Here is a 15,345-nt window from a genome sequence, read left to right on the forward strand (position 1 = left end):
AATGATTTTTGTTTGAATATAGTGTTATCCTGGAAGACAACGTTCTGACAGGATAACATTTAGAGAGTGTTGTATGTAAATTTTCAGGTATGTTGGAAGATACTATCATAAAAGTAGAACATTTATCGCATCGTTATGATGTCCAGTGGGCGGTGCGTGATGTGAATTTCGAGATTGTTCAAAAAGGTATATACGGCTTGCTGGGAGCCAATGGAGCCGGGAAGTCTACCATCATGAATATTATATGCGGGGTGATAAAACCCACGGAAGGTGTCGTGTTGGTGAAGGGAACGGACATAACGGGAGATCCCATGGGAGTAAAGTGCCATATTGGTTTTTTACCACAGAAACCACCCTTGTATGATGAATTAACGGTGGAGGAGTATTTGACGCATGCCGCCGAATTGAGATGCGTGCCCGATAAAGAGGTGAAAGGGGCGGTATCCGATGTCATGGAATTATGCGCGATATCCCATTTCCGGAAACGGTTGATCAAGAATCTTTCGGGGGGATATCAACAGCGTGTGGGGATAGCACAGGCGATTATCCACAAGCCGGATATTGTTATTTTCGATGAACCCACGAATGGTTTAGACCCGAACCAGATATTGGATATACGTCGGTTGATCAAGGGGATCGCCGAGGAGCATACGGTGATTCTTTCCACCCATATATTGTCGGAAGTGCAGGCTGTTTGCGACTATATTTTCATGATTGATGCGGGGCAGGTCGTGTTCTCCGGCAGCGTGAACGATTTTGATAATTATATTATGCCCAGCACGATATACGTGGATTTTGCGGGAGAGGTTCCCGGGGAAGAATTGAAGAATATACCGGGGATACTGCAGGTAGAGCACGTGGAAAAGAATGGCTACCGGCTGGGCTTTTCCGACGCCAACGAGGTGATGGAACACTTGGTGGAAGAAGCTGCCGCCAAGGGTTGGCATATGTGTGAGATGAGGTTGGAGAAGATTTCTTTGGATCATGTTTTTGCCGAGTTGTCTAAAAAGAAACGTTAGTCAAAATAAAAGAAGAAAATTATGGGTATTATATATAAAATAGCGCGGGCGGAATTGCGGATGCTTTTCTTTTCACCGATAGCGTGGCTTCTGTTGTTGTGTTTTACCGTGCAGGCGGGGATGCAGTATATTTATATGTTCGATTATCTCATGTATTCCATGAAGGAGTACGGGGGGATATGGGATGCCACGAAATCCCTTTTCTTGCAGCAGAATGGTATATGGTGTTACGTGCAGGGTTTCCTGTATTTTTATATTCCTTTGTTGACGATGGGAATCGTGAGTAAAGAGTTTAACAGTGGTGCCATACGGCTGTTGTATTCATCTCCTATCAGCAGCACGCAGATTATACTGGGGAAGTATCTCGCCTTGGTGTTTTACGGGATGGTTATGATGGGGGTGTTGATGCTGTATGCTTTTATCGGCTGGGGGGCTATTGAAAACTTCGAGAGCGGTTTGGTGTGGGGCGGTCTGCTGGGGTTGTTCCTGTTGACGTGTACTTACCTCGCTGTCGGTTTATTCGTGTCGAGCTTGACTTCTTACCAGATTATCGCGGCTGTCGGCACGTTTATGGTACTGATGTTATTGAGTATGATCGGCAAATTCGGGCAACAATATGATTTTATCCGGGAGATCACGTATTGGTTGTCGATTAACGGGCGTGCCGATACGTTTTTGAGCGGGATGTTGTGCAGCGAGGATTTACTTTATTTCCCGGTCGTGAGTGCTACTTTTCTGGCTTTGGCTGTCATCCGGTTGAATGCTATCCGGCAGAAACAACGTTTTGCGGTTACTTTGGGTAAGAATGCGATCGTGTTGGGAATTGTTGCGGTCGTGGCATATGGGTCATCACAACCGGCATTGACGGTGTATCACGATACAACGAGTACAAAAGAAAATACATTAACACCGGCGAGCCAAGAGATTGTGAAAGAAGTGAAAGGGGGAATGACGATTACTGCTTACGTGAATGTTTTGGATCAGGATTATTGGCAATACCGGTATCCCGGTTTTATTATGGAGAATATACGTTATTTCCGTAATTATACCCGCTTTAAGCCGGATGTAAAGTTGAAAACGGTTTATTATTACGCGGAGCCGGATGAGGATAAAAGGAGGGAGGACAAGGATGGTGCGATTACCCGGGCGAAAGCGATCCGGATTTGCGAGCAGTATGACCTGGATAGCAACCGCCTGAAGACGAAAGAGGATATAGATCAAATGGTTGACCTGTCAGAGGAAGGATACACGTTTATCCGTCAGATTGTTCGGGACAACGGGCAAAAAGACTGGTTGCGAGTTTATAATGAAGGTGTTTCCCGGCAACCGACAGAGGCAGAGATCACGGTGGCTTTCAAGCGAATGATTATGTCGTTACCTAAGATCGGATTTGTGACAGGGCATTTGGAACGAGGGATGTATGACAAGACCCCGTATGGTTACCAGATTGTAGCCAGTAACAAGAAAGTACAGTTGTCCGTTTGGAACCAAGGGTTTGACGTGGAGGAGATTTCTTTGGACGGGGAAGTGCCGAAAGATATTGATCTGATGATTATTGCCGACCCGAGGGATGCGTTTTCCGAAGCAGAGGAATCCGTGTTACAGGCTTATTTGGAGCGGGGAGGAAATTTGTTCTTTCTAGGTGAACCGCGACGAAGGGAAACCTTGAACCCGATGTTACGGAAGTTCTTCGGTGTGGAATTGACACCTATGTTGGCGCAGAATGATATTCGCAATAAAGCTTTGCCGGCTAATGTACTTTTTTGCCTGCCGACAAGGGAGGCTAAAAAGGAAATGTACCATTTGAGTCGTTCGAATCTGTTGATGCCTACCGTTGCCGGTGTGGAGCAAGTAGAGGACAAGGGGTATGATCTGTTCCCGATAGCACAGACCGACACGATCACTCCTTGCTGGACAGAATTGGAAACCACCGATTTCGTGGACGATACGATTCGCTTTAATCCATCCGTCGGGGAGGTTTCAAAAGTGTTTGCAACAGTTGTCGGGTTGACAAGAACGATTGCTGGAAAAGAACAGAGAATAATTATATCGGGAGATACGGATGTGTTTACCAATAACGAGTTTGCTGCCAGAAGAGGGGTGTCTGCTAACAACGCGTACCTGCTATTGGGAGGTTGTTACTGGATGTCTTATAACAAAGCCCCGATAGACGTTCGCCGCCCGAGAGCAACGGATAAAAGAGTATGTTTATCTGCCGGGGGATACTCGGTGATTCGCTGGAGTATCCGTTGGGGTATTCCCGTGCTCGTGGTGTTGGGGGGTATTTTCGTGTGGGTGAGAAGAAAAAGCAGGTAAATTAGTTTAATTTTAAGGTGTTATGGAAGATTGTATTGTAAAAGTCGAACATGTATCTCATCGTTATTCCGTGCAATGGGCTGTTAATGATGTTAGTTTCGAGATATCTCGTAATGGGATATATGGAATGTTAGGTTCCAATGGAGCCGGTAAGTCTACTTTGATGAATATATTATGCGGGGTGTTGCGTCAGACGAAAGGAGAAGTGTTTATTAATGGGGTGAACACGCGCGAACATCCGATAGAGGCTAAAAAGCATATCGGGTTTATGCCCCAGCAACCGCCCTTGTATAATGATATGACGGTAGAGGAGTATTTGTCTTATACGGCTGATTTGCGGCATATCCCGCAAAGAGAAGTGAAGGAAGCCGTGGAGCGGGTATTGACCTTGTGTGATATTACCCGTTTCCGGAATCGGTTGATTAAGAACCTTTCCGGGGGATACCAGCAACGCGTGAGTATTGCCCAAGCCCTTGTTCATAAGCCGGCTTTAGTCATCTTTGATGAGCCGACGAATGGATTGGACCCCAATCAAATACTCGAGATTAGAAATTTAATCAAGAATATCGCCAAAGATTGCACGGTGATTCTTTCTACCCATATATTGAAGGAGATACAAGCTGTTTGCGATCATATCTTGATGATAGGACAGGGAAAGTTGGTTTTCGCGGGGACTATCGAAGAATTTGATAATTATATTGAACCTGATACACTTTTGGTTACCTTAAGGAATACTCCTTCCGTGAGCGAATTGTTGGAAATCGAGGGAGTAAAAGAGGTGGAAGAGATAGGAAATGCCTCTTTCAGGGTTTATTTTACTCATGCCCAAGAGGTGATGGATAGGTTGATCGCACGAAGTGCTGCTCAACATTGGGCGATGACCGAGATCCGGTTGGAGAAGAGTTCTCTGGAAAGAATCTTTGTCGAATTATCCCAAAGTGTTCAATAAATAAAGATGTCAATTATGAAAATGATATGGAAAATAGCGAAGAAAGAATTGCAGTTGTTATTCTATTCGCCTGTCGCGTGGTTCTTGTTGGTTGTATTCACGATCCAAGCGGGGATGGTATTCGTGGGGAATTACCACAATTATATGAAAACTAACGAGTTCGGTAACGGAGTCCAGTTTATGGTTTCTTTTTCTCTGTTCGTGAGAGCGTTGTGGGGACAAGTTTCTGCCTACCTGTACTTTTATATTCCCTTGTTGACGATGGGATTGGTCAGCAAGGAATTGAGTAGCGGGTCAATCAAATTACTGTATTCTTCTCCCGTGTCCAACACGCAGATCATCTTGGGGAAATTCTTCTCGATGGTGGGGTTTGCGTTCGTGATGTGTTTGATGTTAAGTGCTTACGTGTTCGTGGCGTGGGGTACGGTGCAGGATTTCGAGTGGGCGGTGGTTTTGACCGGCTTGTTCGGGCTTTTTTTGTTGACTTGTACTTATGCAGCCGTGGGGATCTTTGTTTCCAGTTTGACTTCTTATCAGTTTGTGGCGGCTGTCGGAACGTTTATCGTGTTGATGTTTTTAAGTTTGATCGGTGGATGGTGGCAGGAATATGATTTCGTTCGTGATGTCACGTATTGGTTGAGCATCAACGGGCGGGTCAACACGTTTATCATGGGAATGGTATGTAGCGAAGACGTATTGTATTTTCCTTTGGTGACGGCTTTATTCCTTGCCTTGACAATCATTCGTTTGAATGCCGTGCGGCAAAAGATCAAGTTCTCGGTAACTCTGGGGAGGAATATTGTTGTCATTCTGATAGCTTGTTTGTTGGGATATTTTTCTTCCCGTCCGAAATTGATGGCTTATTATGATACTTCTTCTACCAAATGGAATACGTTGACGGAAGAGAGCCAGCGTATCGTGGAGGAATTGGACGGCGATCTGTCTATCACGGCTTACGTCAACGTGTTGGATCCGAATTATTATTCCTATGCCTTCCCTCGTTTTATTCAACGGAATCGGCGGGTTTTTGAACGTTACGAACGTTTTAAGCCGGAAACCAAATTGAAAGTCATTTATTATTACGATACCATCACGGAAGTTGACGGGGGCGGTTTTTTGTTCAAGGAGAACGAGGGGAAAAGTCTATGGGAAATGGCAAAAAAAGTATGTGAAGATAGTGATATGGATAGTACCCGTTTGAAAACTCCCGGGGAGATTCGGAAAATGATAGATTTGACCGGGGAACGAACTTTTGTTTGGCAGATAGAACGGGAGAACGGGCGAAAGACTTGGTTACGCACGTTTGATGACCCCATGGATATATTTCCTCACGAGTCGGAAGTCAGTGCTGCCTTAAAACGGGTTGCATCCTCGTTGCCCAAGATCGGGTTCGTGAGCGGGTATGGAATGCGTTCCATTTATGATTCTTCCCCCCGGGGGTATAATCGGCACTTTAGTGTAAAATACGCTCGCTTGGGAGTGATCAATCAAGGGTTTGACGTGGAGGAAGTAGATTTACACCGGGAAGTTCCCGCGGATATTCATATTTTGACCCTGGCTGATGTCCGGGAACCTTTCTCGGAAGAAGAATTGTGTTCATTGAGAAATTACGTGGAGCGAGGGGGGAATTTATTTATTTTGGCGGAACCCCGGCGCCGCGAGGTGATGAATCCGTTTTTGAAGGATTTGTTTGGTGTTGAATTGACGGAAGGCGTGTTGGTTCAATACAGGGAACCGGAACAACGTCCGGAAGAATTATATTGTTTGATGACCGAGGAAGCGGCAACGTTGAGTTACCGTTACGGTACATTGTCTTATGCCCGACTGCCGACAACGACCGGAATCGAGATGGTTGAGCAAAAGGGATTCACGATGATTCCGATATTGAAGACAGACACCTTGGCAAGGGAGTTGGAGAAAAGAGAAAATCGGTCATATCGCGTGTGGAACGAGTTGGAGTCATTAAACTATGAAGACGAGCCGTTAAAGTACAATCCGGCAGCGGGAGAGGTCGCTAAAGAGTATTATCCGGCTGTCGCCTTATCCCGTAAGTCGGGTGAGCGGGAACAACGGGTGATTATTATGGGAGATGCCGATTGTATCAGTAATGGGGATGTAGATCGCACGGGAGGTGTTGTATTGTTACTTGGCGCGTATCATTACCTTTCCGATAATGAAATGCCCGTGGATACGAGAAGGTCAATGACAACAGATACGGTTGTCTATATTAATAAAACGAGTTTTAAAGTATTGAAAACAGGTTTGATGTTTATTTATCCCTTGTTCTTCCTGGGAATGGGACTCTTTTTCTGGATTAGACGGAGAGGAAGATAAGGGTTTGTGAATTAATGAAATAAAAAATGAATGTTATGAGATTGATGTTTTTATTTATCATATGTTTTGTGTCATCAGTTAGTTTCGGGCAGGAAGAATTTAAAATTTCCGGAGCACTGAAAGGTTGTGCGGATGGGAATGTGTTTCTTCTGAAACCCACGGGAAACGAGTGGGATACTTTGGCGGTTTCGGAAATGAAAAATGGGATTTTTGAGTTGCGAGGAAAGCAAGAGGGTATCAGCATGGTTAGTTTGGTCATCACGGGGGAAGGAGAGAAAAGGTTTATGCTTGAAAAAGGGCAGTTTGCGGTTCATGGAGAGAAAGGAAACATAAATGTCGAAGGAGGGGACGCTCAGAAGTTGTATAATCGTTTTGAGGAAATCTCTTCGGTAATGACTCAAAAGGAAGAGGCATTGACGAAAAAATATTATGTAGCCAAAGAAGATAAAAATGAAAAGATGATGGAGCAACTTCTCGATGAGCTTGACCAGTTGCTCTCGGTATGGCATATGGAAGAGAATGAACTGATCGAGGATCACCCGGATTCTTACGTGTCGGCTTTTGTGGTTTATTCGGCGATGCGTATGATGAATTTTGAGAATTTTATGCTTGTGTCGTTGAAAAAGCATTTGAATTACGAGTTATTGCGGGAGAAATTCATGCTGCTGGGTGAACAAGGGAAAAAAACAGAATACGGAAAGATCGTTGCTGATTACGTGGCGGAACAGGAACGGGTGGCGATAGGTGCATCAGCCCCGGATTTCGAGATAACGACGCCGGAGGGCGAGCGGGTATCTCTTTATAGTTTGAAGGGGAAAGTTAAATTGATTGATTTTTGGGCTTCCTGGTGTGGTCCTTGTCGGCGGGAAAATCCTAATGTGGTGAAAATTTATAATAGATTTCAGGGTAAAGGATTAGAAATCTTGGGAATATCCCTGGATTCCGACAAGGATGAATGGGTGGAAGCGATTCGGAAGGATGGATTGATCTGGAAGCACGGTTCAGACTTGAAAGGTTGGGAATCGCCTGTCGCACAATTGTATAAAGTGAGAAGTGTGCCTAGTACGATATTGTTGGATAGTAATCATCGTATTGTTGCCAAGAATTTGCGAGGGGAAGAATTGGAAAAGAAAATAGAAGAGTTGTTAGATAATAATGATTAATAACGGGCAGGTGGTGAATGTTATTTGCCTTAGAAATATGTGAATGGACTTATGGAAAATATACCTTTTTTAGGAACGGCTATCGTTAGTATTACGCTGGCACTTGTCTTTTACTCGATCGGGACATGGGCTGAACGGGTGGAGCGGGAATTGAAATTATGGCATATTATTTTGTTTTTATTGGGCTTGACGGCGGATACCTTTGGAACAGCCGTGATGTCTGAAATCGCGGGTGAGATCGGTAACGATAATTTATTGCACGCTATAACGGGGTTGCTGGCAATAATACTGATGGCGGTTCACGCGGGATGGGCGATCTTTACCTATTGGAAGGGAAGTCAGCAGGCAAAACAGAATTTCAGTAAGTTTAGTGTTTTTGTTTGGGCTTTTTGGCTAATACCTTATGTTTTGGGGATCGTGTTGGGAATGTCCCATTAATCAATTATCGCAGTAATCCCGAGGTAATCCCAAAGTAATACTACCTCTTGATAGTTATAGTTCACGTGTAACGCTCTTACTTCACTGCAAATAATCGGTGAAATAAGGGTGTTATAACTGGCTTGCAACTGTTGAGAGGTGGTATTACTTTGGAATAACCTTAGGATAACATTGGAATGAAGGTGCGATTTTTATAAAAAATCCTTATATTTGTGGCATTAACATAGTAGATTTTTATTTTCTTTGTATCTATAAAATCTGTTGTGTCGTGAATGAAAAAGTTGGATATGGGGAACAGGATGAAAAGTTGCTGGAATTGTTTCGTACGGTTCCGGAGAGGGCTTTTCGTCAGTTGTTCGATACCTATTATATGCCGCTTTGCGTATATACGGTGCAGTTGACGGATTCTTTTGATATGGCGGAGGACGTGGTTCAAGAGGTGTTAGCGTATTTTTGGGAGAAGAAATATTATAACCGGGTGAACGGGAGTTTGCGGGGGTACTTGTTTTACGCTGTTCGCAACGCCGCTTTGTTGGCGTTGAAAAAAAATAAAATGGTTTCCATGGAGGAATTGTCCGGGATGAAAATCGATATTCCCGATGAGTTTCCGGATCGGGAGGAGTTGTATGAACGGGAAAGACAATTGATGGCTGATCTTGAAAAATTGCCTCAACAGGAGGTGTTGGCTGTAAAAGCTGTAATCCTTGAAAGTAAAAAATACAAGGAGGCGGCCGATGAACTTCAAATATCTGTAAATACTTTAAAGACACATCTTTCCAGAGCTTTAAGTAAATTGAGGAAGAACCATAATCTGATGATTTTTTTCTATTAGGTGATTTTTTTAATCTTTTTGTCACCCATTTTTGATTTTCCGCACTCTTCAGTATAAAAGAGAATATAATGGCTAAAAATAATAAAGAGATTCGGGAAACTTATTTTGAATACTATCGGACGAAACGTTCGAGGGAATTCATGGACCAGTACGATAGCTGGAAGTCGTGGCAGGGAGTGAAAGAGAAGGCTAAACGGTATCGGGTTCGTAAGATGAGGAGAATCGCTGCCGTGGCGGCAGCGGTAGCGGTCTTCGTTTGTTTTACCGTGTATTTCCATATTGCTTATGTTTTCAAGGAGGTTGAGCCGGTCGTGGTTGCCTCTTCTTATTCGTTCCCGGAGATGAAGAGCAAGAAAGCGATTCTCGTGTTTGATGACGGGGTGCAGGTTGATTTGTCGAAACAAACCGGAAGGTTGGATGACGAGGGGAATATGACCGAAATTAATAATGTCGATCGTCAGTTAGTGTATAAACCAGCAGAAACAGCCCCGGCAGAAATAAAATACAATACCTTGTCCGTACCCCGTGGAGGAGAATATCAACTGGTGTTGTCGGATGGGACGAAAGTGTGGGTGAATGCCGAGAGTTCTTTGCGTTACCCGGAAACGTTCGGTGACACGAGAGAGTTGATGTTGACCGGAGAGGCTTATTTTGAGGTGGCTAAAGATCCTGCCCGTCCTTTTATCGTGCACGTGGGGGATAATTCTGTCGAGGTGCTGGGGACTCATTTTAATGTTTCTTCTTACGAGAAGGATAAAGTGTACACCACGTTGGCAGAGGGGAAAGTAAAAGTGAGCCATGATGGGCAAAGCGTTGTCTTGAACCCTAACGAACAGGCAATTATAGAACCGGGCGTGTCCGGAATAGAAATCCGGGAAGTGGATGCTTTCTTGTACACGTCTTGGATAAACGGACGCTATGAATTCCGGGATACGGAACTCGAGAGCATTATTGCCCAATTATCCCGTTGGTATGATGTTGATATTCGTTTCGCGGCTGAGGAGTTGAAACACAGGCGTTTTGCCGGAGTGGTTTATCGAGATGAGGAGTTGGGATTTGCAATCAAGGTGATCGAGCGTGTGGCTAATGTGCGTTTCAAACGTGATGGAGATGTGATTTATATAAATTACCCCAAATGATAAAAAAAACATAGCAGAAAGGGTGGAGCCTTCTTGCTATGCTGATAATTAAAAAACCTAATAAATAGGTATTATTTAACATTTTAATCAATTACAAAGTTATGAGAAAAAAACGACTAAACGAAATTTTTCGTTGGCGAAGTTTCGTGACGAGGTATTTTATTGCCTGTGTGTTGATAGGTTGGGTCGGTGCCGGCACAAATGCGAGTGCCCAGACGGACAAGAAAATTAGCATAAGCGTAAAAGATGTGCTGGTTCGAGAGGCTTTAGCAACATTGCAAAAGAGTGCCGAGATTAATTTTGTCTACAATGAAGAGTTGATTAGCAAGACTCAGAAAGTGACGCTTGAGTATAAAGAGGTTGCGCTTACGGAGGTCTTGGATGGGTTGTGCAAGCAATTAAAATTGCGTTACGAGATTCAGAAGAATTTGATTTTATTGTTGCCTTTAAATAAAGAAGGGCAAGAGGAGCAAACGAAATTCGAAATTGTTGGAACGGTAACGGATGAGGCTAACTTGCCACTTCCTGGGGTAACGGTTTTAGTGAAAAGCGGGGGTGTGACCTTGGGTTCCGTGACTTCTACTGATGGAAAATATAAAATAACTGTTCCGGGAAGTTTAAAGAAGTTCTCGTTGTCTTTTTCTTTCGTGGGGATGGAAACCGTTTCCGTGCCGTATAGCGGGAAAAACACGATAGACGTGGTGATGAAAGAGGATTTGAAAGAGATGGAAGAAGTTGTGGTGACCGGTTATCAGGTGATTAAGGAGAAAATGAATACTGGGGCTGTTTCTGCTGTGGATATGAGTTCTTTGGTATTGGACGGAACCCGTACCTTGGAAGCCGAGTTGCAGGGGAAAGTGCCGGGAATGATGGTTATCAATCGTAGCGGTTTGACGGGAACCCGTCAGAGAGTGCGTGTACGGGGAACTTCAACTTTGTTGGGAAATGCCGAGCCCGTGTGGGTGGTGGATGGTATTATCCAAGAGGATCCGCTACCGTTCAGTACGAATGATTTTAACAATCTGGATCCGAGCAACACGGATATGATCAATGATTTCGTGGGAGGTGCCATTTCTTGGTTGAACCCGAAAGATATCGAATCGATCACGGTGTTAAAGGATGCTATGTCAACGGCAATTTACGGTACGAAGGCGGCTAACGGTGTGATCGTAATCACGACGAAGAAAGGTAAGGTGGGACGTATGTCGGTAGGTTATTCCGGCGGTGTATCGTATTCTCCGAGAATGACGTATAAAAAAATGGAATTGATGAATTCGCAACAACGTGTGGATGTTTCCCGCGAGGCTTACGAAACGAATATTCCTCTTTCCGGGAACCAAGATATCGGTTACACGGGATTGGCGAAAGCTTACCGGAACCGCCAGATTTCTTTGGAGGAGTTCACCGCTCAGGCGAAACAATTGGAAATGAATAACACGGATTGGTTTAAGGTATTTTTTCGGAATGCTTTCAGTCATAATCATTCGGTGAATATTTCAGGTGGTAACGAACAGGCTACTTATTACGCGTCTTTTGGGATGAGTGATAACAACAATACCGCTAAAGGAAACGGACAAGTGCAGTACACGGGTAATTTGAGTATTTCCGCCCGTTTGTGGGAGAAAATCACCTTGAGTACTTCGTTTTCCGGTAGTGTGGCAGAAACGAAAGCTTTCGTGGGAACCGTGAACCCGTATAGTTATGCTACTACAACCAACCGCGCAATTGCAAGGTACACTCCAGAAGGAGAGCCATTTTATTATACGCACAAGGATAACGGGTATTTGTTTAATTTGGAGAATGAGTTGAAAAATAGTGGAAACGAGAATACCACTTCTTCTTTGAATGGGACTTTGAGTTTGCGTTGGCAGATATTGGAAGCGTTGTCCTTCACTACGACGGGGGCATACAGCTCCTCGAATGTGAACGGGGAAACGTGGTATTCGGAACAGACGAATTATATCGCCAATTTGAGAGGATATAATTTCGAAGAGTATTACGCGGGGGATGATAAGTACGCTACGTCGAATTTGCCTCATGGCGGAGAATGGAGTTTTTCCAACAACCACGCAATTAGCTGGACCTGGCGTAATCAGTTGGATTTCGTGAAAGTATTCAATGGCGTGCATTCGTTTACCGCCGCTTTGGGACACGAGATGCGCAGTTCTAGGGGAAAAGGTACTTCTCAAACGGTTTACGGGTATATGCCGGATAGAGGTAAGGTGATCGTGAATCTTCCTCCTTTCCGTGAAGGTAAGGCTGATCTCGGTGTAAATCCTTATTATCGGAGTACTCCGCATATTAGTGATACCAAATCGAATGTGTTGTCATGGTATTTGACTTTGGGGTATATGTTCAATGATCGTTATGCCTTCAACATGAGTGTGCGGGGGGACGGTTCCAACCGTTTCGGACAGGATAAGAGCGCCCGTTTCCAACCCGTTTGGGCGTTGGGATTCCGTTGGAACATGGAGATGGAGCCTTGGATGCAAAACCAGAATATCGTGCGCGGATTGAATTTCCAGTTTTCTTACGGTTATCAGGGGAACGTGGTGGAAAACGTGAGCCCTTATCTGATCGCGTCGATCGGGGTGGATCCCTGGACATACGATTACTCGTTGACTGTAGAGGACCTTCCGGCACCGGAACTGAAATGGGAAAAGACACAAAATATCAACTACGCGATCAGCGGTAGTTTGTTCGACAACAAAATTTCGTTCTCTTTCAACGGGTATTACAAGAAGACTACCGATATGGTGGTGGATTGGCTGGTGCCGTACGAGAACGGGGTACTTACCCGACCGATTAATGGCGGGAAGATGTCGAATTCCGGTTATGATGTCAGCTTCGGGTTTACTCCGGTGAAAGGAAAGGATTTTATTGTGTCCATGGGTTTGAATATGGGCAAAGTGTTTAATAAAGTGGAATCGACGATCGAACCTACCGGTAGTTGGCAGGAGGCTTCCAGCGGTAATTTGCCTAAAGAGGGGTATCCCGTATCCAGTTTCTGGGCATTCCGTTTCACGGGATTGAATCCCGAACACGGGGGACCGATGTTCGATTTGACAGGTTCGGAATCGGCAGAGGCCAAGTCGGATGCCACGCTTTACATGGAACATGCCGGGAAGATGGAACCGGATCTTACTTGCGGATTGTCTTTCTCCATTCGTTACAAAACGTTGTCGTTGTCCAGCGGTTTGTATTTGAGCGTGGGTAACCAGACTTATTTAGCCCCGTTAGGAAAGATGACTCAAAGTATCCCGAGCGAGTACGAGAATATGTCGAACGAGTGGGTGAAACGTTGGCGCAAGCCGGGTGACGAGAAAATCACCAATGTGCCTGCCTTGCCAAACATGATTACCAATGCCCGGACGATTGATTTGTTAGGAACGGCAACGAATCCTTACGATATGTATGCCAAATCAACGGTGCGCGTGGTGGATGCCTGGTATTTGCGTTGCAATAATATTTCGCTCTCGTATACTTTGCCGGAGAGATTGTTGCCGGGTACGCTGCAAAATATCGGATTTTCGTTCTCGATCGGGAATCCTTTCCAGATCCGGAGCAAGGATTTCAAAGGGCGCGACCCGGAGGTGGCTTTGGGTAGCCAGCCTTTGTCAAGGAATATGTCGTTGGGAGTTAGTGTAAGTTTTTAATCATAAAAGGACAAGAATATGAAATCAAGATTGTTGATATTGTTTGTAGCGCTGGGCTTTATCCAATGTAGCGATTTTTTGGAGGAACAAAGCCAGAGTGAGATTCGTCCTTCTACCGTGTCGGATATGGAGAAGATACTGGAATCGACGGCTTATCCGACAGCCGAAATGGGTACTTTGCTTGGCCGTAAGACGGAGATTTTCACGGATAACGTGAAGAGCAATATAGTTACGGATGGTGCTTATAAGAGTATGAAAGACAAGGAACTTTGGCGTTTCCGTTGGGATCCCATGATGTTCAATACGGGCGGCGGGGGACTGGACGTTTCGTTTTGGCAGTTGCCTTATGAAGGGATCAAAGGATGCCACTTGATCATGGAGTATATTGACGGTATGGTCGGGAACGAGGTGAGAAAGGCTCACATGAAGGGAGAGGTGTATGCCTTGCGGGCATACTACTATTACATGTTGGTGAATTTCTTCGGTTTGCCATACAATTACGGGGATCCGTCGAAGAATCCCGGGGTGCCCTTGAAGTTGACGTTGGGCGTTACGGACGAGCAATTCAAGCGGAATTCGGTAAAAGAGTGTTATGACCAAATTGTCAAGGATTTGAAAACGGGAACCGAATTGATGAAAGCCAATCAGGAGCAAAGTTCGAAATTGATAGCGCGTTTGAACTATGTTGCCGGATATGCTTTATTGTCGCGTGTTTATCTTCAAATGAATGATTGGGACCGGACGATCGCTTATGCCGATTCGGTATTGGAAGTACGCCCCGAATTGCTGGATTTCTATAATACGTCGACTTCCATGACGGGAGTATATCACGAGAATACGCCCGTTGAAGCCTTATGGGCAATACATGAGAAATCCATTGATGATTTTGATATTGTGAAAGCGCATGGGCCATCGACAGAACTGACAGATCTCTATGTCCTTTATGATCTTGATCCTAATGCAACTGATTATAGATATTCTCATAATACATTAGGTTTTTTCAGACGGAGTTGGATGAATCCTGAGTTTGGATACTTGGAAGTCATAAAAGGGCAGTTGTCACAATATACCAACAATGGAGGGATTCGGACTGCCGAGGTGTATTTAAACCGCGCAGAGGCCTATATCCGGAAATATATGGAATCCGGGAACCGGGAAGAGGCGCAAACCGCATTGGATAATTTGAACACGTTGCGTCGTAATCGGTTCAATCGTAGTATTGTGGACAAGACGTTGGATGCTTTTGCAAATGCGGATGAGTTGCTCGATTTCTGTTTGCGGGAGAGACGCCGTGAATTGTGCTACGAAGCGAACACCCGTTGGTTCGATCTGCGCCGGTTGGGTATGCCCCGGATTGTACATCGTTTTTTGGATAATGACAACGGGTACGTGACGGAATACGTGTTGGAGAAAGAGGATTCCCGTTACGTGTTGCCTATACCGGAAGCGGTGAGCGAGCGCAACCCGAATTTGAAAGGAAATGAGTTGTAATATGAACT

At 44.8% G+C, this 15,345-nt stretch carries 10 protein-coding genes; all 10 read left to right on the top strand.

Annotated features, from left to right (window positions below; translation table 11 throughout):
- Nucleotides 1-92 precede the first annotated feature (92 nt).
- The 10 genes from BN8899_RS13875 (at nucleotide 93) to BN8899_RS13920 (ending at nucleotide 15,337) form a co-directional block, all read left to right on the top strand.
- Nucleotides 93-1,019: an ABC transporter ATP-binding protein gene (locus tag BN8899_RS13875; RefSeq protein ID WP_065220735.1), complete on the top strand. Its 927-nt coding sequence runs from the start codon at nucleotides 93-95 to the stop codon at nucleotides 1,017-1,019.
- A gap of 21 nt (nucleotides 1,020-1,040) precedes the next feature.
- Nucleotides 1,041-3,335: a Gldg family protein gene (locus BN8899_RS13880; RefSeq protein ID WP_065219870.1), complete on the top strand. Its 2,295-nt coding sequence runs from the start codon at nucleotides 1,041-1,043 to the stop codon at nucleotides 3,333-3,335.
- Nucleotides 3,336-3,357: 22 nt separating this feature from the next.
- On the top strand, nucleotides 3,358-4,284 hold the full coding sequence (locus BN8899_RS13885; protein WP_065219871.1) for an ABC transporter ATP-binding protein: 927 nt from the start codon (nucleotides 3,358-3,360) through the stop codon (nucleotides 4,282-4,284).
- Between the two features lie 15 nt (nucleotides 4,285-4,299).
- The gene (locus BN8899_RS13890) at nucleotides 4,300-6,618 is read left to right on the top strand and encodes a Gldg family protein (protein ID WP_065219872.1); all 2,319 of its coding nucleotides are present in this window, start codon (nucleotides 4,300-4,302) and stop codon (nucleotides 6,616-6,618) included.
- Between the two features lie 35 nt (nucleotides 6,619-6,653).
- Nucleotides 6,654-7,781 (top strand): TlpA disulfide reductase family protein, encoded by a 1,128-nt coding sequence (locus tag BN8899_RS13895; RefSeq protein WP_065219873.1) that lies wholly within the window; start codon nucleotides 6,654-6,656, stop codon nucleotides 7,779-7,781.
- Between the two features lie 51 nt (nucleotides 7,782-7,832).
- Nucleotides 7,833-8,219, top strand: coding sequence for an HsmA family protein (locus BN8899_RS13900; protein WP_065219874.1), 387 nt, complete (start codon nucleotides 7,833-7,835; stop codon nucleotides 8,217-8,219).
- Between the two features lie 268 nt (nucleotides 8,220-8,487).
- Nucleotides 8,488-9,051 (top strand): sigma-70 family RNA polymerase sigma factor, encoded by a 564-nt coding sequence (locus BN8899_RS13905; RefSeq protein ID WP_231932355.1) that lies wholly within the window; start codon nucleotides 8,488-8,490, stop codon nucleotides 9,049-9,051.
- A gap of 68 nt (nucleotides 9,052-9,119) precedes the next feature.
- A complete protein-coding gene (locus tag BN8899_RS13910; RefSeq protein WP_065219876.1) occupies nucleotides 9,120-10,190 on the top strand; it encodes a FecR family protein in 1,071 nt (356 codons plus the stop codon).
- Nucleotides 10,191-10,291: 101 nt separating this feature from the next.
- A complete protein-coding gene (locus tag BN8899_RS13915; protein WP_065219877.1) occupies nucleotides 10,292-13,846 on the top strand; it encodes a SusC/RagA family TonB-linked outer membrane protein in 3,555 nt (1,184 codons plus the stop codon).
- A gap of 18 nt (nucleotides 13,847-13,864) precedes the next feature.
- Nucleotides 13,865-15,337 (top strand): RagB/SusD family nutrient uptake outer membrane protein, encoded by a 1,473-nt coding sequence (locus BN8899_RS13920; RefSeq protein ID WP_065219878.1) that lies wholly within the window; start codon nucleotides 13,865-13,867, stop codon nucleotides 15,335-15,337.
- The last annotated feature ends 8 nt before the right edge of the window (nucleotides 15,338-15,345 follow it).

It is taken from the genome of Butyricimonas sp. Marseille-P2440 (assembly GCF_900091675.1).
Classification (GTDB): Bacteria; Bacteroidota; Bacteroidia; order Bacteroidales; family Marinifilaceae; genus Butyricimonas; species Butyricimonas synergistica.